14 protein-coding genes are annotated in these 21,663 nt (G+C 72.1%); 8 read left to right on the top strand and 6 right to left on the bottom strand.

Annotated elements, in window-relative coordinates; all coding sequences use genetic code 11:
• Positions 1 to 119 precede the first annotated feature (119 nt).
• Positions 120 to 743: a nucleotide exchange factor GrpE gene (gene grpE, locus ACWD0Y_RS27260; RefSeq protein ID WP_450262976.1), complete on the top strand. Its 624-nt coding sequence runs from the start codon at positions 120 to 122 to the stop codon at positions 741 to 743.
• Between the two features lie 152 nt (positions 744 to 895).
• On the opposite strand, the gene ACWD0Y_RS27255 is transcribed toward grpE, so the two are convergent.
• From ACWD0Y_RS27255 to ACWD0Y_RS27235, 5 genes are all read right to left on the bottom strand, one after another.
• Positions 896 to 1,738 carry an MBL fold metallo-hydrolase gene (locus tag ACWD0Y_RS27255; protein ID WP_450262975.1) on the bottom strand — a complete coding sequence of 281 codons (843 nt, stop codon included), beginning with the start codon at positions 1,736 to 1,738 and terminating at the stop codon, positions 896 to 898.
• A gap of 154 nt (positions 1,739 to 1,892) precedes the next feature.
• Complete coding sequence (locus ACWD0Y_RS27250) at positions 1,893 to 4,274, bottom strand: beta-xylosidase/alpha-l-arabinosidase (protein ID WP_450262974.1); 2,382 nt, start codon at positions 4,272 to 4,274, stop codon at positions 1,893 to 1,895.
• Positions 4,271 to 5,089, bottom strand: coding sequence for a carbohydrate ABC transporter permease (locus ACWD0Y_RS27245; RefSeq protein WP_450262973.1), 819 nt, complete (start codon positions 5,087 to 5,089; stop codon positions 4,271 to 4,273). Before ACWD0Y_RS27245 ends, ACWD0Y_RS27250 begins: the two co-directional genes overlap by 4 nt.
• Positions 5,089 to 6,045: a carbohydrate ABC transporter permease gene (locus tag ACWD0Y_RS27240; RefSeq protein ID WP_450262972.1), complete on the bottom strand. Its 957-nt coding sequence runs from the start codon at positions 6,043 to 6,045 to the stop codon at positions 5,089 to 5,091. Before ACWD0Y_RS27240 ends, ACWD0Y_RS27245 begins: the two co-directional genes overlap by 1 nt.
• Before the next feature lie 7 nt (positions 6,046 to 6,052).
• Entirely contained in the window at positions 6,053 to 7,357 is a 1,305-nt protein-coding gene (locus ACWD0Y_RS27235; protein ID WP_450262971.1) for an ABC transporter substrate-binding protein, read from the bottom strand.
• Positions 7,358 to 7,496: 139 nt separating this feature from the next.
• Between ACWD0Y_RS27235 and ACWD0Y_RS27230 the strand changes: the two genes are divergently transcribed.
• The 7 genes from ACWD0Y_RS27230 to ACWD0Y_RS27200 all read left to right on the top strand — a co-directional run bounded on the left by ACWD0Y_RS27230 (position 7,497) and on the right by ACWD0Y_RS27200 (position 21,064).
• Complete coding sequence (locus ACWD0Y_RS27230; RefSeq protein ID WP_450262970.1) at positions 7,497 to 8,522, top strand: LacI family DNA-binding transcriptional regulator; 1,026 nt, start codon at positions 7,497 to 7,499, stop codon at positions 8,520 to 8,522.
• Positions 8,523 to 8,889: 367 nt separating this feature from the next.
• A complete protein-coding gene (locus ACWD0Y_RS27225; RefSeq protein ID WP_450262969.1) occupies positions 8,890 to 9,201 on the top strand; it encodes a trypco2 family protein in 312 nt (103 codons plus the stop codon).
• A gap of 107 nt (positions 9,202 to 9,308) precedes the next feature.
• A complete protein-coding gene (locus tag ACWD0Y_RS27220) occupies positions 9,309 to 13,580 on the top strand; it encodes a trypsin-like peptidase domain-containing protein (RefSeq protein ID WP_450262968.1) in 4,272 nt (1,423 codons plus the stop codon).
• 1,027 nt (positions 13,581 to 14,607) lie between these two features.
• On the top strand, positions 14,608 to 17,247 hold the full coding sequence (gene lanKC / locus ACWD0Y_RS27215; protein ID WP_450262967.1) for a class III lanthionine synthetase LanKC: 2,640 nt from the start codon (positions 14,608 to 14,610) through the stop codon (positions 17,245 to 17,247).
• A gap of 20 nt (positions 17,248 to 17,267) precedes the next feature.
• A complete protein-coding gene (locus ACWD0Y_RS27210; RefSeq protein WP_450262966.1) occupies positions 17,268 to 17,396 on the top strand; it encodes a SapB/AmfS family lanthipeptide in 129 nt (42 codons plus the stop codon).
• A 63-nt stretch (positions 17,397 to 17,459) separates the two neighbouring features.
• A complete protein-coding gene (locus ACWD0Y_RS27205; protein WP_450262965.1) occupies positions 17,460 to 19,202 on the top strand; it encodes an ABC transporter ATP-binding protein in 1,743 nt (580 codons plus the stop codon).
• Positions 19,199 to 21,064: an ATP-binding cassette domain-containing protein gene (locus ACWD0Y_RS27200; protein WP_450262964.1), complete on the top strand. Its 1,866-nt coding sequence runs from the start codon at positions 19,199 to 19,201 to the stop codon at positions 21,062 to 21,064. The genes ACWD0Y_RS27205 and ACWD0Y_RS27200 overlap by 4 nt, the downstream gene beginning before the upstream one ends.
• Here the strand turns inward: ACWD0Y_RS27200 and ACWD0Y_RS27195 are convergent.
• A complete protein-coding gene (locus ACWD0Y_RS27195; RefSeq protein ID WP_450262963.1) occupies positions 20,994 to 21,599 on the bottom strand; it encodes a response regulator transcription factor in 606 nt (201 codons plus the stop codon). The genes ACWD0Y_RS27200 and ACWD0Y_RS27195 overlap by 71 nt on opposite strands.
• Positions 21,600 to 21,663 lie beyond the last annotated feature (64 nt).

Here is a 21,663-nt window from a genome sequence, read left to right as displayed (position 1 = left end):
AACGCCGAGGGTGCTCAGGCCGCGGGCGGCGACGCTCCCGGCGCCGAGCAGGCCAAGGCGGACGACGACGTCGTCGACGCCGAGATCGTCGACGAGGACAGGCAGCAGGGAGGCGCGGGATGAGCCGTCCGACCGACGTCCGGGGCCACCCCGGTGCGCCGCTGGAGATCGTCCGGGACGGCCGGGACGGTGGTCCCCCGGCCGCGTTTTCGCCCCGCGCCGCCCGGCGCGAGGAGCGGACCGGCCGGGCCGTCGGCGCGCCGCCCGGCCGCGCCGGGGACGGGAACGGGGCTCCACGGCCGTCCCGGGAGGAGGAGCTCCGCGCGGAACTGCGTGAACTCACGGCCGACCTGCAACGGCTGAAGGCCGAGTACGACAACTACCGCAAGCGGGTACGCCGTGATCGTCTGGCGGTCCGCGAGATCGCCGTGGCCAATGTGCTCGGCCGGCTCCTGCCCGTGCTCGACGCCCTCGCCGGGGCCGCCGAGCAGGGCGAGGTGACCGGCGGCTTCGAGCGTGTCTCCCAGGCGTTGCAGACCGAGCTGGCGGCGCTGGGCCTGCAGCGCTTCGGCACGGTGGGCGACCCCTTCGACCCGCTCGTGCACGAGGCCGTCCTGTGCAGCCGTACCGACAGGGCCGAACGCTCCACCTGCGCCGCGATCCTGCGCCCGGGGTACCGGGTCGGCGACCATCTCCTGCGCCCCGCCCAGGTGGCGGTCGACGAGCCGCCGGCCGATCCGTGAGGCTCTGCCGCCGCCGGTCCCGGGCCCCTCTCACCCCTGGCTGACCGTCTCGCGCGGAGCTCCGGACAACCCGGCAGGCACCGACGGATCCTCCGAGCTTCCGTACGCGTTGCCGGAGGCTGCGCGTGGGGGTGCGCCCGGGGCTTGTGCGGTCAGGACAGGACCGTGGGAGGGGCCCCGTCCGGGGTGATGACCGCCTGCTGGCCGTGGTGGCAGTGGACGAGCCGGTCCGCCAGCCCGCGTGCTTCGGCTTCGGCGAGGAAGTGGGCCAGCGGCGACTTCATCACCGTGTAGTCGCCGTAGTGCACCGGCATGATCAGGCGCGGGCGCAGACGCCGGGCCAGCTCCGCACCCTGCGCACCGTCCATCGTCACCACCAGGCCGCCGGGCAGCTGTGTGCCGCCGAGGTGCAGCACCGCCAGGTCCGTGTCGGGGTAGCGGCGGCCGATCTCGTCCAGGCCGTCGAACAGCAGGGTGTCGCCCGACAGGTACAGCCGGAGCCGCACCGGTCCCCGGGCGGGCCCGAACTCCAGCATGCTGCCCATCACCGGCGGCAGCAGGCGGCGCAGCAGCGGATGGCCGGCATGGCGGCCCGGCAGAGCGGTCACCCGCACCCGGGTGTCTCCGCGGGTGAGGGTGTGGTCCTGCCACGCGCGCAGTCCGACGGCGTGGTGGAATCCGTGGAGGCCCTTCAGCCGCCGGCAGGCGTGCGGTGTGCTGACGACGGGCAGTGACCGGTCCAGATGGCGCCGGGTGACTCTGTCCCAGTGGTCGCCGTGAAGGTGGGACAGGATCACACCGTCGAGGCGAGGGAGCCGGCGCACGTCGATGTCCGGTTCGGTGAGGCGGCGGCTGACCAGGCCGTACCCGAGGTAGGCGTACTGGCCGCGGTGCAGAAAGTTCGGGTCCGTGATGAGCGTCAGCCCTCCGTAGCGCAGCAGGACAGTGGCGTTGCCGACGAAGTGGATGTGGAGGGCGTTGTCGGGGTGTGTCATGACCGCTCTCTCCCTTCGGATCGCCCGGTTCACCGCTGACCGGTACCCACCTGCGTGGAGCCGACTCGGAGCCCACGGCTCACGGCGTACTCGTCGAGACGTGGGAAGGCGGAGCGGCTCTGCCCCGGAGCAGAGCCGCTCCGCCCCCGTTTCCTCAGGCGTCGGACCCGTCAGTCCGGCGGAAGCGTGCGTGGAGTTGCCGTGTGTGGTCCACGGGCCGGGGGGCACCGGTGAGCAGGACCGTCGTGGTGAGGCGGGGGTCGGTACTGGACGCGGCGAGGCGCAGTTCCAGCTGTCCCGGCTCGACGACGCGCCGTCCGTCGCGGCCGGTGAACGAGGCGACGTCGGCCGGGACCGTCACCGTCAGCCGGCACGACTCGTCCGGTCCCAGCTCCACCCGTGTGTAGCCGATGAGGCGCTGCACCGGCTGCACGACCGAGGCCACGGGATCGTGCAGGTACAGCTGCACGACTTCGGTGCCGTCCCGGTCACCGGTGTTGCGCACCGAGAAGGCGAGAGCGAAGGCGCCGTCCGTGCCGCTCTCCTTGTTCTCGACGGTGAGACCGCTCCAGGAGAAGGACGTGTACGACAGACCGTGCCCGAAGGCGAAGGCAGCGGTCGGGTCGATGCTCGACACCTCGGTGGCCTGGCCCAGCCGGGGTGCCAGATAGGTGGAAGGCTGCGCGCCGGGGCCGCGCGGCACGCTGACGGGCAGCCGGCCGGACGGGTTCGTCCGCCCGCTGAGCACCTGCGCCATGGCCGTGGTGCCCTCCACGCCGGGGAAGAAGGACTGCACGATCGCGGCCGCTTCGTCCACGGCGCGGCCGAGTGCGTACGGCCGTCCGGCGAACAGGGTGGTCACGACCGGTGTGCCGGTGTCGAGCAGCGCGTCGAGCAGCGCCTGCTGCACTCCGGGCAGTGCGAGGGAGTCGGCGTCGCACCCTTCGCCGCTGGTGCCGCGGCCGAAGAGTCCGGCCCGGTCCCCCAGCGCCGCGACGACGACGTCGGCGCCCTGGGCGAGCCGGACGGCCTCGGCGAAGCCGGACGTGTCGTCGCCGTCGACCTCCGCGCCGCGCACGGTGACGATCTCCGAGCCGGGGAACTCCAGCCGCAGGGCCTCGCGCAAGGTCGGCAGGCTGATCCCGGCCGGGATCTCCGGGTGGAGGACGCCGACGTGGGCCGGGAAGGAGTAGCAGCCGAGGACGGCCGTCGGTTCGTCGGCGTTGGGGCCCACGAGCGCGATCCTGCGCGGCTGCGCGAGGGGCAGCGTGCCGTCATTGCTGAGCAGCACCATCGCCTGTTCGGCGACCTCCCGTGCCAGTTCCCTGTTCGCGTACGAGTCCAGGTCGACCGTGCCGCGCAGCGCCGCCGCGTCGTCGAGGTCGGCCCCGGCCAGCGCCGGAGGCACGGGGCTCCACCCGGCGTCGAGCAGCCCGAGCTGCGCCTTCTGGGCGAGCACCCGGTACAGGGCCCGGTCGACGAGGGCTTCGGGGACCCGGCCGGCGGAGACGGCCTCCAGCAGTGGTTCGCCGAACGTCTTCACGGTGGGCAGTTCGACGTCGACGCCGGCGTGCAGTGCGGCGCCCGCGGCCTCGGCCCAGTCCTCCGTGACCCCGTGCAGCGTGGTGAGGAAGGCGATGCCGAAGTAGTCGGCGACGACCGTGCCCGTGAAGCCCCAGGTGTCGCGCAGCAGTCCGGTCAGCAGGTGTTCGTCGGCCGTGGAGGGGACACCGTCGGCATCGGTGTAGGCGGCCATGACCGACCGGGCCCCGCTCTCGCGCACCGCCATCTCGAACGGCGCGAGCATGACGTCGGCGCGCTCACGGGTCCCCATGGAGACGGGGGCGAGATTGCGTCCGGCGCGGGAGGCGGAGTAACCCACGAAGTGCTTGAGGGTCGCGACGATGCCGGCGGATTCGAGGCCCTGGATGTACGCGGTGGCGACGGTGCCGACGAGGTAGGGGTCCTCGCCGATGGTCTCCTCGACGCGGCCCCAGCGGGCGTCCCGCACCACGTCCAGGACGGGGGCGAGACCCTGGTGCACGCCGACGGACCGCATGTCCGCACCGATGGCCGCGGCCATGCGGCGTATCAGGGCGGGGTTGAAGGTGGCCCCCCAGGACAGCGGTACGGGGTACGCGGTGGCTTTCCAGGTGGCGAAGCCGGCGAGGCACTCCTCGTGGGCCAGGGCCGGGAGGGAGAAGCGGTTCGCGGAGACGATGCGCGCCTGCGTACGCAGGAGGGAGAGCGCGCCGAGAGCGGGGTCGACGGGGGCGGTGCCGAACGGGCGCGTCAGCTGCCCGAGTCCGTTCGGCAGGAGGGCGTCGAGGTCGGCCGATTCCTCCATGTCGTGCTGGTAGGGGGCCACTTCGCCGCCTTCGTCCGACGCGCCGACCCAGACGCCGAAGAGCTGGGCGATCTTCTCTTCGACGGTCATGGCGGCGATCAGGGCGGACACCCGTGTGCCGGTGTCGTGGGAGGGGTCGTTCCAGATGGGAAGGACGGGGGTTGTCTCAACTGCCACGTTGGCGGTCACTTTCCTCCGACGCCCATGAGGCCCTGGACCAGGGCGCGACGGGCGAACAGGTAGACGAGCAGGACGGGGACCGTGGACAGCACCACGGCGGCCAGCAGCCCGGGGATGTTGATGCCGTACTCGGTTTGGAAGTCGTAGAGACCCAGCGTGATCAGCTTGGTGGATTCGGACTGGGTCAGGACGAGGGGGAACAGGAAGCCGTTCCACGCCTGGAGCGCGGAGAACACCACGATCGTCGACAGCCCTCCCTTGGAGAGCGGGAGCACGAGCCGGAAGAAGATCTGCCGCGGCGGGGCGCCGTCGATGGCCATGGCCTCGTAGAGCTCGGGGGAGATGTCGCGCATGGCGCCGCTGAGGATCAGCGCGGAGATCGGCAGGCAGAAGGCGGCGGTGGGCAGGATGACGCCGATGAGGTTGTCGTACAGGCCCGCCTTGCTGATGAGGTAGAACATCGGGACGATCACGGCCTGTGCCGGAATGGCCAGGCCCAGCAGGAAGAGCCGGAAGACTCCCGAGGTGATCCTGGAGCGGCTGCGTACGATGGCGAACGCCAGCGGCGGCACCAGCAGCAGCACCAGCGCGATCACGCTCGCGGTGACGATGAACGTGTTGACCAGGTACTGCCCGAACCCGCCGGAGAAGGCCCCGGTGTAGTTGTCGAAGGTGAAGCTCTCGGGAAAAGCCAGCGGGCCGTTCCGGGCGTATTCGGTCCTGGTCTGCACGGTCGCGGCGAGCATCACGTACAGCGGCAGGCCGACGAGGAGGAGCCAGACGAGTGAGCCCGCGCCGGCCAGGTAATGGGGACGTCGCTTCATCACAGACCTTCCATGGCGCTGCGCATCTTGTCGTAGCCGGACACGCGCACCACGATCAGCGAGATGACCGTCGCGGCGACGACCAGGACGAGGGCGACGGCCGCGCCGGCTCCGAAGTCGAAGCTCTTGAAGGCTTTTTGGTACATGTAGTACGCGCTGATCGTGGTGTCGGTCCCCGGCCCTCCCTGGGTCAGGATGAGGACCGTTTCGAAGGTGGTGAGTCCGCCGACGACCATCAGGATCGTCGAGGTGATGACGGTGTTGCGCAGCTGCGGCAGGGTGATGTGGAAGAACTGGCGGTACCGTCCGGCGCCGTCGATCTCCGCGGCCTGGTAGAGCACCTTGGGAATGGCCCGCGCGGCTCCCTGGTAGAGCAGTGTGTGGAACGGCGTGAACTGCCAGGTGCTCACGAAGGCCAGCACGCCGATGGCGGTGGCCTGGCCGCCGAACAGGTTGCCGTCGCCGAACAGCCACGTGGCCTCGGACGGCACACCGAAGTTCGGGTCGAGCAGGGCCCGCCACAGCACGGACACCGCGGTGGAGGACAGCAGGAGCGGGATGAAGTAAATGGCCGACAGCACCGCGCGGTTGCGCTGCTGCCCCGCCGCCCAGACGCCGAGCAGGATACTCAGCGGCGTCTGGACCGCCACACCGAGCCCGGTGATCAGGAGGCTCAGCCAGATGCTTTTGATCATGACGGGGTCGTCGAGGATCCTGGTCCAGTTGTCCAGGCCGACGAACTCGGGCGATCCGAGGCCGCTCCAGCTCGTGAAGGACAGGACGGCGACCATGAGCAGCGGGGCGATCGCGAAGAGCGTGAAGAACACCGTGGCGGGGATCGCCCAGGCGAATCCCGGGCGGCCCACCTGAGCGGTGGCGGCGCGCGTGCTCCGCGGCCGGAACCGGCTCCCGCCGGCCGCGGTGGAGGGGCGGACGCCTGTCGTCTGTGTGGTCATGGCCGGTTCAGCCGGTGGGGAGGGCCTGCATGGCCTTGATGAAGCCGTCCGCGTCGATCTGTCCGTTGAAGAACTGCTGGACGGCCTGGCGGATGGGCGTGTTGGCGGCCGGCGGATAGGCCTGGTCCCACGACAGCTGGAACGAGGGGGCCTTCTTGACCAGGTCGAACTGGTAGCCGGAGTACGCGGGGTTCGCCGCGGTGTCGAGGAACTTCTCGGTGTTCGTCGTGGTGGGCAGGTTGCCGATGGCCAGCTGCTTCTCGACGAACTCGTCGGAGTACATGAGCTTCAGGAACTCCGCGACGGCCTCCGGGTGCTTCGTCTTCTTCAGCACCGAGTAGAAGTTGTTGGTGTTGCCGACGAGGTTGGCCGGGTCGCCCTTGCCGCCCTCGACGCTCGGGAAGGCGGTGTAGCCGAGGTCCTTCGCGGCGAACTCCGGGTCGGCGTCCTGCTGTGTGGCGTAGGCCCACGAGCCCATCAGCTCGAAGCCCGCCTTGCCACCGGCCAGGAGCGCGGGCGAACCGCCGTCGGTGAACTTCACCGAGTCGAAGTTGGTGCCGAAGGCGCCGGCGTCGACCAGTTCCTCGATCATGCCGAGGGCCTTCCTGCTGTCCGCGCTCTCCCAGGCGCTCTTGTCGCCTCCGAGCGCCTTCTCGAAGAGCTCCGGTCCCGCGACGCGGTCGTAGAGGTACTCGAACCACATCAGCGTCGGCCACATGTCGCCGCCGCCCAGGGCGATCGGCGTGACACCTGCGGCCTTGAGGGCCTTGACCGCGTCGAGCAGCTCGCCCCAGGTCTTCGGCGCGGTCACGCCCGCGTCGGCCAGCACCTTCTTGTTGTTGAACAGCAGGATCGGCTGCGTGCCGCGCATCGGGACGCCGTAGGACTTGCCGTCGATGACGGCGGTGTCGAAGACCGACGGCAGGAAGTTGGACTTCAGGCCGGGGTCGTCCTTGATGAAGTCGTCCAGCGGCATCAGCAGGTCCGCCTTGACGTACGGCTGGATGCTGCCGCCGCCCCAGTTGAAGAAGACGTCCGGGGCCTGCGGGGTACTGATGATCGTCTGCAGCTTCTGCTGGTAGTCGGCGCCGGGAATGGTGTCCAGGACGGCTTTGACCTTCGACGTCTTGTTGAAGGTGGCGACGAGCTGCTTCTCGACCTTGTTGGTGGCGTCTCCGTAGACGAGGACGTGGAACTCGTCCTCGCCGGACGACGCCCCGCCTCCCTCGCCCCCGCAGGCGGACAGGCTCAGAGTCAGGGCCAGCGTCACCCCGCCGGCGAGCATCCGGGCGTACCGCGCGCGTATCTTCATCTTCGCCTCTCGAAAGTTTCGATAACTGTGCCGAAAGTTCCCGCAGTTCCGGACAGCATGGGGAGGCGTCATCAGGGGTCAACGGGCGTGCGGCGGCGCGACCAAACCGTTACCGAGAGCCGTGCTCTATCCTTCGAACATGCGCGAAGACGACGATGTGGACGGCCGGGTGACCCTGGCCGAGGTGGCGACGCAGGCCGGGGTCTCCCTCTCGACAGTTTCGAAAGTCCTCAACGGCCGTTCCGACGTCTCCCGCCCGACCCGCACCAAGGTCGAGCGGCTGCTGGAGACCCACGGCTACCGCCGCCGTGCGCTCGGAGCGCCCCAGGCGCCCCTCATCGAGCTGGTCTTCCACGAGCTGGAGAGCGTCTGGGCGATGGAGCTCATCCGCGGTGTCGAGAACGTCGCGAAGGAGAACAACGCCAGTGTGGTGCTCACCGAGAGCGGCACCCGTCACGCACCCGACCCGGACTGGGTCGAGGGTGTCCTGCGGCGCCGTCCGCTCGGTGTGGTCCTCGTCTTCTCCACCTTGCCCGACCGGGTGAAGAAGCAACTCAGGTCCAGGGCCATCCCGTTCGTCATCATCGACCCGGCGGGCGACCCCGAGCCGGACGTGCCCTCCGTCGGCTCGGCCAACTGGTCCGGAGGCATGGCGGCCACCCGCCATCTCATCGACCGCGGGCACGAGCGCATCGCCATCATCACCGGGCCCGAGGACATGATGTGCTCCCTGGCACGGCTCGACGGCTACCGCTCCGCCATGGCCATGGCGGGCCTTGAACCCGACCCCCGTCTCGTGCGGTACGGAGACTTCCACGTCCAGGGCGGCTTCTCGCACGCCATGGAACTGCTCGAAGCGCCGGACCGGCCCACCGCCGTCTTCGCCGGAAGCGATCTGCAGGCGCTCGGGGTCCTGGAGGCGGCGCGCCTCAAGGGGCTGAGCGTTCCGCGGGACCTGTCCGTGGTGGGTTACGACGACGTCCCGCTCGCCCAGTGGTCGAGCCCGGCCCTGACGACCGTCCATCAGCCGCTGCGGCAGATGGCCCAGGAGGCGGCGCAGATGCTGCTGCGGCCGCACGACACGGACACGGCGGCCCTGCGCATCGAGCTCGCCACCAAGCTGGTGGTGCGGCAGAGCACCGCACCGCCCCCGGGCGACGCCTGAACCGTCCGCCGCGGAGCGGCACCGGCCAGTGCCGCATCAGGCAGCGTTCGCCCTGCGTGAGGGGCCCGTTCGAGAGTGAGCCAGTTGGCAGCCGGCCTTCACCGGGCTCGCTCTCGAACTCGCTGACGGGGGCGCCCGATGAAGGGGCGGAAGTCCGGTGCGAGGGCCGGCTCCGAGTTGTCGTCCGTGTCGCACGAGGCAACGGACAGTTTTCCCGCGGGCCACCGGCTGCCCGCTTCCCGAGACCTGACACCCCTTCCGAGCTCGCCGGGTACTCCTTCTGCGGCCAACCGGATACCGAGGTCGACGAGCTGGTCGCCCTTGTAGGATCTGGGTCCCGCCACAAGGGGATGCGAGGGGGTGGCACGTGATTGAACTGTCGGACATGATCCGCGAGTTGAGGCATCAGCTGACGGTGGCCCTGACCGACGGCATGGACGAGGCAGTGCGGTTCGAGCTCGGCCCTGTCGAGCTGGAGGCGACGGTCGCCGTCAGCCGTGAGGGAGGAGCGGACGCCAAGGTGCGCCTCTGGGTCGTCGACGCCGGGGCGAACGGGAAGTACGCCCACGCTCAGACCCAGCGGATCGCGGTCACGCTCATGCCGAAGGCCGAGGCGCCCGGCGAGGCCGGGACACGCGCTCTCCTCATCGGCGACGAGGAAGTCGAGGGCGAGCGGTGAGCGGGCCCGGATGCCGGTCCTGAACTGCTCGCACCTGGACGCCACGCATCCCAACGGCTCGAATCCGAACCGGTCTCGCCCGAAGGGCCCGTACGAGAGGTGACCGGGTGCTGAGGGTGGAGCGGGTGGCCGAGGTCGTGGTCACGCCGGCCGGTGGCGGCCGCGGGCGGCGCGGCTCGGGATACCTGGTCGCGCCCGGCCGGGTGCTGACCGCCGCGCACGTCGTCGAGGGAGCGTCGGGCATTCGCGTGCGCTTCGAGGCCGACCGGCCTGGTGAGCAGGTCGTCACGGCAAACGTGGAGTGGAAGCATCAGGGAATCGACGTCGCCGTACTCGCGGTCCCGGACGCCGGAACGGACGGCGCCGCCGCGTACGGCCGCCTCGGTGAGCACGACGCCGTGGTGCGCTGCACCGCCGTGGGGTTCCCGCGCTTCAAGCTCCGCACGGAGGACGACGGTTCGAGCTTCAGGGACGCGGAGCACATCCACGCGAGCTGCGCCGCGCTGTCCAACCGGCGTGAGGGGACCCTCGACCTCAGTGTCGACTCACCGCCCGCGAAGGACCCTGTCGCTGCCCGGGGCAGCTGGGAGGGGATGTCCGGTGCGGCCGTCTTCAGCGGCGGGTACCTGATAGGCGTGGTCACCCGCCACCACCCGTCCGACGGCCCCGGCCGCATCGCGGCCGGCCGAGTGGACCGATGGGCCGAGATCCTTGCACCCGACGAACTCGGCTCCCTGGAAAGGGCGGTGAGGAGCGGGCTGAGCCCGCTCTCGCTGCCGGACGTCCTGCCCACACCTCCTCGCGGCCTCCTCCAGGAGTCCTACCGGGCACAACTGGCCGACTTCGCACCGGAGGAGTTGCGGGACCGCCGGTCCGAGATCGGCTCCCTCGTAGAGTTCTGTGGCGGCACCGAACCGTACCTCTGGGTCCAGGGCGCACCATGGGCGGGAAAGACCGCGCTCACGGCCTGGTTCGCCCTGCATCCGCCGCGTGGGGTGGTACCGGTCTGGTTCTTCGTCACGGCGCGCTATGCCGGTCAGGCCGACAGCGGCGCCTATACCGAGGCCGTCATCGACCAGCTCGCCGCTGTCGCCGGGCGCGAACCGGTGAGCCGTGACGCGTCGCCCGCGCGCAACGGTGAGCGCAGTCTGCTGCTGCGCCACGCGGCGGAACAGGTCCACAGGGAAGGCGGCACCCTCGTACTGATCGTGGACGGTCTCGACGAGGACCAGTCCCTCCTGCCCGGAGGCACCGGACAGAGCATCGCTTCGCTGCTCCCGGAGCGCCTTCCGCCCGGCGTCCGCGTCCTGGTCACGAGCCGCCCCGGTCCCGGTGTCCCGGCGGACGTCAGGGGCGGGCACCCGTTGCGCGGATGCCCCGTACTGAAGCTGTCGGCCAACGCGGCGGCGCTGCACACCGAGCACGAAGCCAGGTACGAGCTCCGCCGGGCCCTGTCCGGCACCCGGACGGAACGCGATCTGGTCGGGCTGCTCGCCGCCGCGCGCGGGCCTCTGAAGGCCGAGGACCTGCGCGCGCTCACGGACGAGCCCGAGTTCGAACTGCGCCGTCTGCTGGACAGCGGTTTCGGCCGCATCCTGCGATCGGCCGGCAGCGGCTCACCGGACCCGTCCGGCGAGGAGACGGCCTCTACCGGGAGGGAGCGCGGATACGTGTTCTCCCACGAGACCCTTCTCTCGGTCGCTCAGGAGGAGTTCGGGCATGACCTCGCCCCGTACCTGGAGCGGCTGCGTGCCTGGGCCGCGGGATACGCCCGGGAGGGATGGCCCGCCGGCACCCCGGCCTACCTTCTGCAGCCGTACGGTCGCATGGCCGCAGCCCTGCGGAACCCCCGGGACGTGCGTCTGGCGGTCTCTCTCGTCACGGACCCCCGACGGCACGCCCGGCTGCGCGCGGAGACGGAAAATGACGCGGTGTGCCTCGCGGAGATCGCCGCGGTGCACGAGACGGTGCGCGGACTCGGCACGGACGACCTGGAAGCGCTGACGGCGCTGGCGGTGGCGGGCGACCTGGTGGCCCGCCACAACGAGGAACTGCACCTGGACGTGCCGGCCGCCTACGGGCGGCTGGGCAAGGTCCGGCTCGCCGTGGGACTGGCCCGCAGCGTCTTCCACCCGTTGAACCGGGCGATCGCCCTGACGAAGCTGGCCCGCGCCCTGGGCGAGGCGGGTGACCGGCGCGCGGTGAGCCTGGCGGAGGAGGCCGTGCGGCTCGCCGAGGGAGAGCTGGGGGGACGCCACGAGGGTGTGGCCTCGCACGCCTGGTGGATCGCGAAAGGGACCCGGGCCGCCGTTCTGGCGGGAACCGGGCGACGGGACGAGGCGGTCCGTCTGCTGTCCGAGTGGCCCCGGCCGGAGAATTCCCAGGACGCAGAGGGGTTCGTCCTGGCCCTCACGTGGGCGGCCGTCGCCGTACGGGACAGGGAATCGATGTCCGGACTGCTGCGTACGGCAGAGGAGGCCCTGGGCGAGATCGGGTACGCGCATCACCGTGCGCAGCTGCTGACAGGCCTCGCGCAGGCATGGGCAGCCTGTGACTCCCCGGGAGAACGGGACCGGGTGCACGACGAACTGCTGGCCCTCGTGGAACAGCACCCCGAGAACCTGCGCCTTCCGCCGATCGCTGCCGAAGCTGTGCGCGCTGCGCGCCCCGAGGCGGCGGGAGCCCTGGATCGATCGGTCCTGGCCGCGTGGGTCGGCCCGAACCCGCGCGGCAGGGTCGGCGGCGCGCCCGGCGCCGTGTACGCACTCGTCGCCGCGCACCGGATGGAGGAGGCCCGGCAACTCGCGTCGGCCATGGAACCCGACGTCACCACGGGACGCTGGGTCGAGCAGATGTATGAGTGGGGTTCGATCTCAAGGACCCTCGCCGAGGGATGGGCGCGTAAAGGAGAGACCACAGCAGCCTGGACCGCTCTCACGCCCTCGTGGAGCAGCGACACCGTGGACATCTACCAGGATGGCAGTGCGGCGACCGTCGCCAGGCTGCTCGCCGAGTCCGGGCGCGGCGAGGAGGCGGAGACCTGGCTCGCCACGGCGGTGGGGGTGCCTCGGCGCGTCACCGCCGAAGCGTTGGTCGCACTGGCCGTCCACCACGCGGCGGACGATCAGGACCGGGCGCTGCGGCTGCTCCACCGGGCGGTGAACGGGTTTCCCGGTGAAGAGCGGACGCTCTCCCTCTACCAGCAGGACCAGTTCGCCGATCTGGCGGGCGCGATGGCCTCGGCGGGGCGCCCCGACGACGCCGAGCGGCTGGTCGGCGCGCTCACGGAAACGGTGGTGCGGGCCCGCGGTTGGGCCGCCGTGTCCCTGGCCGTACAGCCGTCGGACCGGGACCGTGCGCTGCGGCTCGCCGAACGGGCCGTGTCCCAGCTGCCCGAGGGCGACGGCCTCGGGAGGGCCCCTGGGGCCCTGACCGCGGCCGTTCAGGCACTGGCCCGCGCCGGTGCGGTGGGAAGAGTACGGGAGGTGATCGAGACACACGCGACGGGAGCGCTCTCGCCCTGCTCGGACTACCTCTCCCGGACCCGTGTCCAAGCGGCCGCACTGCTGTGGACGCACGCCCCGGACACGGCAGGCCACCTGGTCGACCTCGTCCTCCACGACCTTGCGGACCACGCGGGGCACAACACGCTCATCGCCGAACTGCTCGTCGCCGTCGGCCACCACGACGAACAACGGGCCGCGGCCGTCAGGGAACTGCTCGACGATCACCGTCCCGGTTCGTACTTGCTCAGCCAGGAGCCGCGGCGGAAGCGGTGGGCGCAGGTCTGGAACTCCGTACCGAGCTGGATCAACGCCACGCTGGCCGGTCTGCTCGAGGCCACGACCGACCGCGACCACGCACTCCACCACTACTTCGATCCCCTCGCGGCCGAGGGCCGGGACAAGCGGCTGCCCGCTTCGCGCGCCGGGGTGATCGCGCTCGCGTACGCGGCACTCGGAGACCACGATGCGGCACTGGCCCAGGCTCGGCAGGCCCGCAGCGAGGGCGAGCGCTCGGAGGTACTCGCACATCTCGCCGCCTACGCCGCCTGTCTGCCGACCGGCTCCGTGGCCGTCCCCCTCTACGAGGACCAGTACGACGTCCTTCGCGTGTTCCGCCCGCTGACCAGCCTGCTCCTGCCTCCTCCGTCCGGCCCCGACCTCCCCCGGGCCAGGGCTCTGCTGGCGGAGGCGCTCACTCCCGGCGGCTGGCACCACGCCGTACCGGTGCTCGCGAACCTGGCTCCCGCAGCTGTCCTCCAGGCTGGGCAGAGCGCGCTCGCGGAACTCGCAAGCGGCCCACGAGGTGCTGTGCAAGAGGGTGGTGCGGGTGGCGGGAAGGCCGTTGACCGGCCTGGGACGTTCCCGGGCCCCTGATGTCTTCCGAGGCAGGGCTTCCCCGTCTGTCGGTCGAGAGGGCCGGGGCGTTGGAGCTTTGACGGTGCAGCGCCCTCGCTCTCGGAGGAGCGCCCGGAGGGCATCGAACCCTTCCTCTCCCAGTCACCGGGTGATCCGGGGGGCGTGAACGACAGCGGCCCGCCGACCGGTGTGCGAGGTGGCGTGGCACCGGGGGTGGCCCTGTGTCCGGGCATCGCCCACTGGACCGCCGGCACACCGGTCACCGGCGTCATGCCGGTGCCGGCCGTGGGGAGCGTGTACCGCCGGTTCGTCGTCGACGGGCGTCCCGTGGCGGCCGGCCTGCTCAGCGTCGGCGACGCCTGGGCTTCGGCCCGTCAGGCGTTCGGCCTCGGTCTGTCCATGGACCCGGCACACGCCATCCTGCCGGGCGGTGGCGGACATCACCTCGGTGCTCTCGCCCGCCGACGACGTCCTGGCGGCGCCCGACCCGGCCGGCAAGGCCATGGCATGAGGATCACTGGCGCGGGGATGCGTCTCGAAAGTTTCGGAGACATTTCGGAATGACGTCGCGTCATGCCGGAAACCATCCGGCGCGACGCCACCGTGACACCTCCGCAGAGGATCTCCACGACCTGGAACGGCACACCCGGCTGGAACAGCGGCGGAAATGTCATGATCATGAAGCCCAAGGGCAACGGGAACCTGCGGCCGGGGCGTCGACGAGCTTCGGTTTCACCGTCATGACGAACGGCACCGCTTCGGCCCCCGTCATCGGCTCCTGCCGTCCCCTGACCACCCGGCACCGTCGCGCCCCGGGCCGCAGTGGCAGAAGCGGCCCGGGGCGTGGCGCTCCACACGGTGCGGCCGTGCGTTTTTCACGCCCATCGCGTGACAGCCGGTGGTGTTCCGCGCCGGGCAACTCTGAGATCGTCAAACGTAGATGTCGCTCCGGCGCTGTCGGAGCGGACCTTTCCTCGCTTCAGCGCCGTACGCGCGGCGTGTCCGGTCCAGGAGCCGGCCGGGACCCGGGAACAGGAGGGACCCAGTGGACAAGCGCTACGAGGCCTACTGCCTCATGGACGCCCACTTCTACGACACGCCGGCTCGCGCCCGCGGTGGGAACACCACGTTCGCGCAGGCCCGGCGGCCGGCTCCCGCCTCCTGGACCCGCTCGGAGACGGACAACTGGGTCGTGCTCCGCCCCGACGGCGTCACGCTTCCCCTCCAGGGCTGGAAGATCCACGTTTCGGCGTGTCTCGACAACGCGGCGCAGACCCTCACCGACGTCTGGGAGTACTGCGTACCGCGACGGATCTCCTTCAAGTTCCTCCCCGGCAAGGAGGAACTTCTGCTGTCCAACGCCAAATACGCGCACCGGGGATCGAGCGGAAAGTTCGTGACGGTCTACCCGGTCGACGAGGACGGGCTGGAGCGCGTGCTCACCGAGCTGGGCCCGGTCCTCGACGGCCGGCCCGGGCCGTACATCCTCAGCGACCTCCGCTGGGGCGACGGCCCGCTGTACGTCCGGTACGGGGCCTACGCCGAGCGGTACTGCGTCTCCCCGGACGGAGAGGTCGAGCTCGCGATCGAGGACGGCGACGGCCGGCTGGTGCCGGATGTCCGGGGGCCGACCTTCCAGGTGCCCGACTGGGTGGAGCTGCCCGGTTTCCTCTCCCCCCACCTGGCCGCGCGGGGCGGCGCCGCGCTCGCGGACCTGCCGTACCGCTTCGAAAGCGCCCTGCACTTCTCCAACGGCGGCGGCATCTACGCCGGTGAGGACCTGCGGACCGGGGAGCGCGTGGTGCTGAAGGAGGCCCGGCCGTACGCGGGACTGACGGCCGACGGCCGGGACGCGGTCGCCAGGCTGCACCGCGAGAGGGAGACCCTCGAACGCCTGCGCGGCCTCGACTGCGTACCCGCGCTGCACGACCACTTCGTGGTGGGGGACCACCACTTCCTGGCCGAGGAGTTCGTCGAGGGGACGGAACTCAACCACCTCGTCGTCGACCGGTACCCCCTCACTGTGCCGCAGTCCGACGACGCGGCGCTCGCCGACTACACCTCCTGGGCCGTGGACCTGTACGACCGCGTGGAGCGGGCCGTCACCGAGGCCCATGAGCGTGGTGTGGTCATCGGTGACGTGCAGCCGTCGAACATCATCGTCCGCCCCGACGGCGACGTGGTGCTGATCGACTTCGAGGGCGCGACGGACGTGGCGGAGGGGCGGCGCCAGGTCCTCGGCGCCCAGGGGTTCACCGCGCCCCGGGAGCGACGCGGTTTCGCCGTCGACGACTACGCCCTCGCCTGCCTCAAGCTCTCCCTCTTCTTCCCGCTGACCGCCCTGTGCTCCCTGGATCCCGGCAAGGCGGGACAGCTCGCACGGGAAGCGGCGCACACGTTCCCGGTCCCCCACGCCTTCCTCGACAAGGCGGTGCGGTCTCTCACGGGTGACGGCGGGGCACCGGCCGGAGCGGACGCGCAGCCGCGGCTGCGGCCGGACCGCGAGGGCTGGGCACAGGCCCGTGAATCGCTGGCCGGCGCCATTCTCGCGGAGGCCACACCCCAGCGGGACGACCGGCTCTTCCCCGGCGACATCGAGCAGTTCGCCGCGCCGGGAGGCGGCCTCGGCGTGGCGTACGGCGCGGCCGGGGTGCTGTACGCCCTCGACGTGACCGGCGCCGGCCGCCACCCCGAGCACGAGGAGTGGCTGATACGGCGGGCCATGCGCCCGGAGCCGGGAACCCGTCTCGGCTTCTACGACGGCCTGCACGGCGTCGCGTACGTGCTCGACCACCTCGGTCACCGGCACGAGGCACTGAAGGTCCTCGACCAGTGCGCGGGCGAACGGCGCTGGAAGGAGCTCGGCCTCGATCTCCGGGGAGGACTGTCGGGCATCGGCCTGAACCTCCTCCACTTCGCTTCGGCCACCGGCGACCCCGCCTTCCACGACGCGGCCAGGGCGGCGGTGGAGGCCGTCGCCTCCCGGCTGGGCCCGGCCGACGCCGTGCCCGGGACCAGCGGTGGCAAACACCCGTACGCCGGCCTGCTGCGCGGCTCGGCGGGCCCCGCGCTGCTCTTCCTCCACTGGTACGAGCACACGGGCGAGCCGGAGTTCCTCGACCTCGCCGCGACGGCCCTGAGGCAGGACCTGCGCCGGTGCCTCGTCCGCGAGGAGGGGGACATGGGGGTCAACGAGGGCTGGCGGACGATGCCCTACCTCGCCGACGGCAGTGTGGGCATCGGCCTCGTCGTCGACGACTACCTCACCCACCGCGAGGACGACCGCTTCGCAGCGGCCGCGGCCGCGATCCGCAGGGCCGCCGAGGCGCAGTTCTACGTGGAGCCGGGGCTCTTCGACGGCCTGGCCGGAATGATCCTCCACCTCAGCCGCGCGCACCCGCCCGGCACGGCGGCCGAACGGGATCCGGTGGTCGCCGGCCAGATACGCCGGCTGGCGCGGTACGCCGTGGTGCACCGGGGCCGCCTCGTGTTCCCGGGCGAGGAGCTGCTGCGGCTCTCCCTGGATCTGGCCACCGGCAACGCCGGGGTGCTGCTGGCTCTCGGCGCCGCCCTCCACGACTCGCCCGTGCACCTGCCGTTCCTGGCCCGCCGTACGCCGGCGGCACGCCCGGCGGCGCTCCGGGCACACCCCCGAAGCCATCCGGTCCCCGTTTCCACGGAGTAGAAGAACGGAGGTGAAACGACATGACGATCCTCGACCTGCAGGGCATGGAGCTGGGCTACGGCTGCGGCAAGCCGAAGAACAGCTGTCACAGCAAGAACTACTGCGGTGGCTGTGGTGGCGGCAGCTATCTCAGTCTGCTGCTCTGCTGAACCCCCTGGGGCGAGGGCGTCCAGCGCGTCCCCGCCCCCTCGCATGCGTACCGGGAGATGCCCATGGACCGACGCGCCGCAGACCGGCTGCTGCTGAAGGCAGCGCGGCGGGGCGGGCCCTGGGTGGTCGTCATGATGGCCACCTCGCTGCTGCTCGCGGGTATCTACACGGTGCTGCCGGCCCTCATGGGAAACACGGTCGACGCCGTGCTCAGCGGTGGCGGCGACACCGCGGTGTGGCTGTCCCTGAGCATCGCGGCGATCTTCGTACTCATGGTGTGCGACATGCTCGACGACCTGGTGGGCAAGCTGGCCGAGGCGCGTTCCACCGCCTGGGTGCGCCACACCCTGCTCCGGCACGTCCTGGGCCTGGGCCCCCGTGCCGTGCGCCGCTTCGCGCCCGGGGACCTGGTGAGCCGGCTGGTGGGCAACTCCGCCCGGACCGGGCAGGTGGCGTCGACCCTGGTCTGGGCCGTCACGGACCTGGTGCCCCCGCTCGGCGCGGTCGTCGCGCTGGCGCTCATCGACCCCTGGCTCTGCCTCACCTTCCTGGTGGGGCTGCCCGTCGTACTGGCCCTGGTGCGCACCTTCGTCCGCGACGTCTCCGGCATCAACGAGCGCTACTTCGACGCGCAGGGCCGGGTGGCCACCCGGCTCGTCGACGCCCTGGGCGGCATCCGGACCATCACCGCGGCCGGGACCGTGGACCACGAGGTGGGCCGCGTCCTGGGCCCGCTGCCGGAGCTGCGCCGGCACGGGGCCGGGATGTGGCGCGCCCTCGCGCGGGTCTCGTCGCGGGAGGCGCTGGCCGTCCCCCTGCTGGAGGTCGCCGTGCTCGCGGTCGCCGGCCTGGAGCTCGCGCGCGGCCGGATCACGCCGGGGCAGGTCCTCGCGGCCGGCGAGTACGTGGTGCTGGCCACCGGCATCAGCTCCCTGGTGTCGTCGGCGAGCCGGCTCGCCATGGCCCGGGCGACGGCGAGCCGCGTCGCCGAGGTGCTCGCCGAGCCCCCGGTGGCGTACGGCACCGAGAGCCTCCCCGACGGGCCCGGCCGGCTGGAGTTCCGGGGCGTCACCGTGCGGAAGCAGGCCGGCGCCGTGCTGGAGGACCTGTGGCTGACGGTTCCCGGCGGGGCCCTGGTCGCGGTCGTCGGGCGCTCCGGGTCCGGCAAGTCCGTACTGGCCGCCCTGACCGGGCGCCTCCTCGACCCGGACGAGGGCGAGGTGGTGCTGGACGGCGTGCCGCTGAGCCGCCTCGACCGGTCCGCCCTGCGGCAGGCGGTGGGCTACGGATTCGAGCGCCCGGTGCTGCTCGGCGAGACCTTCGCCGACGCGATCGCCTTCGGGGCGGGGAGCGTCGGTCCGGACGAGGTGGAGCGGCAGGCCGCCGCGGCGCGGGCGGACGCGTTCATCAGGCGGATGCCGAAGGGGTACGGGACCCGGCTCGCCGACGCGCCCGTCTCCGGCGGCGAGGCGCAGCGGGTGGGGCTGGCGCGGGCGTTCGTCCAGGCCGGGCGGGTGCTGGTGCTGGACGACGTCGCCGCCAGCCTCGACACCGTGACCGAGCACCACATCAGCCGGGTCCTCACCGGCGCCCTGGCGGGCCGTACCCGTCTCGTCGTCACCCACCGGGCCTCCACCGCCGCCCGGGCGGACCTCGTCGTCTGGCTGGACCGGGGCGGTGTCCGCGGGCGGGGCACCCACCGCGACCTCTGGTCGGAGCCCGGGTACCGGGCCGCTTTCCAGTCGGCCGTGCCCGGCGCGGGCCTCCCCCGCGGGGCCGCCGCGGCGGTCAGGAGCCCGGTGTGACCGGCCGGGCCGGCGGGCTGCTGCGGTCCTCGCTGCGCCGGCGGCGCAGGGAGTTCGTACGGTTCGCCGGGTGGTCGCTGGTGCAGGCCGTGCCCGCCTTCCTCTCCGGGTGGGCGGTGGCCCGCGCCGTCGACGACGGTTTTCTCGCCGGCCGGACCGGGGAGGGCTTCGCCTGGCTCGGTGCGCTGGCGGGCTCCGTCGTGGTCGGGGCGTGGGCGACGCACCATGCCACGCTCTGCCTCTCGGCGCTCGTCGAACCGCTCCGGGACGAGCTGGTCACCCTCGTGACGTCCGGCACGCTGCACCGGTCCGCCCGGACGGGCGGGCCGGCCGACACGGGCGGCGTGGCGCGCCTCACCGAACACGTGGAGATCGCCCGGGAGGCGTACGGAGCGGTCGTCATGTTCGTGCAGGGCTTCGTCGTCACTGCGGTGGGCGTGCTGCTCGGCCTGGCGACTCTGGACCCCGCCCTCCTGATGTTCGTACTGCCGCCCCTCCTCCTCGGGCTCGGGCTGTTCGCCGGGTCGTTGCGGGCCATGGCCGCGCGGCAGCGGGACGTGGTGCTGGCCGACGAGCGCCTGGCCGACACCGCGAGCACGCTGACCGGCGGGCTGCGGGACGTGGTGGCGTGCGGCGCCGAGGAGGTCGTACGGAAGCAGACGGGTGGCCGGATCGACGCCACGGCACGGGCCACCCGGGCACTGGCGCGGATGACCGCCGTACGGACCGCGGCGCTGGGCGTCGGCGGCTGGCTGCCCCTCGTCCTCGTCCTGGCCGCGGCGCCGTGGCTGGTGCAGCGCGGAGTGACGGCGGGGGCGGTGCTGGGCGCGGTGACGTATGTGTCGCAGGGGCTCCAGCCCGCGCTGCAGGGGCTCGTCCAGGGGCTCGGCGGCAGCGGTCTGTGGCTGCTGGTCACCCTCGGCAGGATCGCGGAGGCGGCCGAGGGGACGCCGGCCGGACCCGCGGACAGCGGGCCGGTGGGGCACCGGCGGGCGGGGGCCGGACCCGCGGAGACCGGTACCGCGGTGAACGGCACTGCGGCGAGCGGTGCCGCGGTGAACGGCGGGCCGGCGGTGCGGCCGCGCGGCTCGGGTGTGGAGCTGCACGGCGTCACCTTCGGCTACGCCCGGTCCGCGGAGCCGGTGATCAACGAGCTCGACCTCGTGCTGCGGCCGGGCGAGCACCTGGCCGTCGTGGGGCCGAGCGGGGCGGGAAAGTCGACGTTCGCCGCACTGGTGGCCGGGATGCTCGAACCGCGGGCCGGCCAGATCCGGCTGGACGGCGTACCGGTCCGGAACCTCGGCACCGACGGGCTCGCCCGGTGCCGGGTGCTGATCCCGCAGGAGGCGTACGTCTTCGCCGGCACGCTGTGGGAGAACCTCACCTATCTGGCGCCGGGCGCCACGGTGCCGGCGGTGGACACGGCGGTGGACGCGGTCGGCGCCCGGCCGCTCGTGGAACGCCTGGGCGGTTACGGTGCGCCCGCCGACGGGCAGGAGCTGTCGGCCGGAGAGCGCCAGCTGGTGGCCCTCGTCCGCTCCTACCTGCCGCCCGCGGGGCTGATCCTGCTCGACGAGGCGACCTGCCACCTCGACCCGGTCGCCGAGGCGTGCGCGGAGGACGCGTTCGTCCGCCGCCCGGGCACGCTGATCGTGTGCGCCCACCGGATCAGCTCGGCGCTGCGGGCCGACCGCATCCTGGTGCTGGACGGTGCGCGGGCCGGCATCGGTACGCACAGGGCGCTCCTGACGAACTCCGCCCTCTACCGGGACCTCGTCGGGCACTGGGGGGTCACAGCCAGCCCGACTCCCGGGCGATCCGGATCGCATCGATCCGGTTCCGTGCTCCGACCTTACGAGTGATCGCCGAGAGGTGGTTGCGGACCGTTCCCACGGACAGCGACAGCCGGTCGGCGATCTCCGGCCCCGGGGCGCCGTCGGCGGCGAGCCGCAGGACTTCCCGCTCACGCGGCGTCAGGGGGTTCTCCACCGCGTCGAGCACGAGCAGCGCCAGCTCGGGATCGATGTAGCGCTGCCCCCCGACCACCTTGCGGATGCCCTCGACGAGCCGGTCCGAGGGCCCGTCCTTCCCGATGAGTCCGGGAGGCCGCAGGGCCAGCACCCTGCGGAGCCTCTCGAGCGTCGGCGCCCCCGCCACCAGCAGCGTCCGGCACTCGGGAAGACGCTCGCACAGCTCGCCCGCCGTGGCGAGCGCCTCGTCCTGACGGGAGTCGACGTCGATGACGACCACATCGGGCCGGTACGACAGCGCTCGCGCGAGGATCTTCCCGTCTCCCCCGGCCTCCGCGACGACCTCCATGTCCTCTTCGCGCGTCAGGAGAGCGTCGAGCGCTCCGCGCAGGAGCCCGTTTTCCTCCACGAGAAGAACACGGATCACTGGCGCTCCCTGCTGTCGGACCTGTCTCACGGCGAATTATCCCCGCTCGTGTCCGTAAATGCCG

It is taken from the genome of Streptomyces altiplanensis (assembly GCF_053591575.1).
The sequence above is the reverse complement of the archived record's forward strand: the minus strand, read 5'-3'. Positions and strand labels throughout refer to the sequence as shown.

Excerpts from the sequence above, each read along its gene's own strand:
- ACWD0Y_RS27205 (WP_450262965.1), top strand. The coding sequence starts at position 17,460 with ATGGACCGACGCGCCGCAGACCGGCTGCTGCTGAAGGCAGCGCGGCGG.
- ACWD0Y_RS27210 (WP_450262966.1), top strand. The coding sequence starts at position 17,268 with ATGACGATCCTCGACCTGCAGGGCATGGAGCTGGGCTACGGCTGCGGC.
- ACWD0Y_RS27240 (WP_450262972.1), bottom strand. The coding sequence starts at position 6,045 with ATGACCACACAGACGACAGGCGTCCGCCCCTCCACCGCGGCCGGCGGG.
- ACWD0Y_RS27230 (WP_450262970.1), top strand. The coding sequence starts at position 7,497 with ATGCGCGAAGACGACGATGTGGACGGCCGGGTGACCCTGGCCGAGGTG.
- grpE (WP_450262976.1), top strand. The coding sequence starts at position 120 with ATGAGCCGTCCGACCGACGTCCGGGGCCACCCCGGTGCGCCGCTGGAG.
- ACWD0Y_RS27255 (WP_450262975.1), bottom strand. The coding sequence starts at position 1,738 with ATGACACACCCCGACAACGCCCTCCACATCCACTTCGTCGGCAACGCC.
- ACWD0Y_RS27235 (WP_450262971.1), bottom strand. The coding sequence starts at position 7,357 with ATGAAGATACGCGCGCGGTACGCCCGGATGCTCGCCGGCGGGGTGACG.
- ACWD0Y_RS27245 (WP_450262973.1), bottom strand. The coding sequence starts at position 5,089 with ATGAAGCGACGTCCCCATTACCTGGCCGGCGCGGGCTCACTCGTCTGG.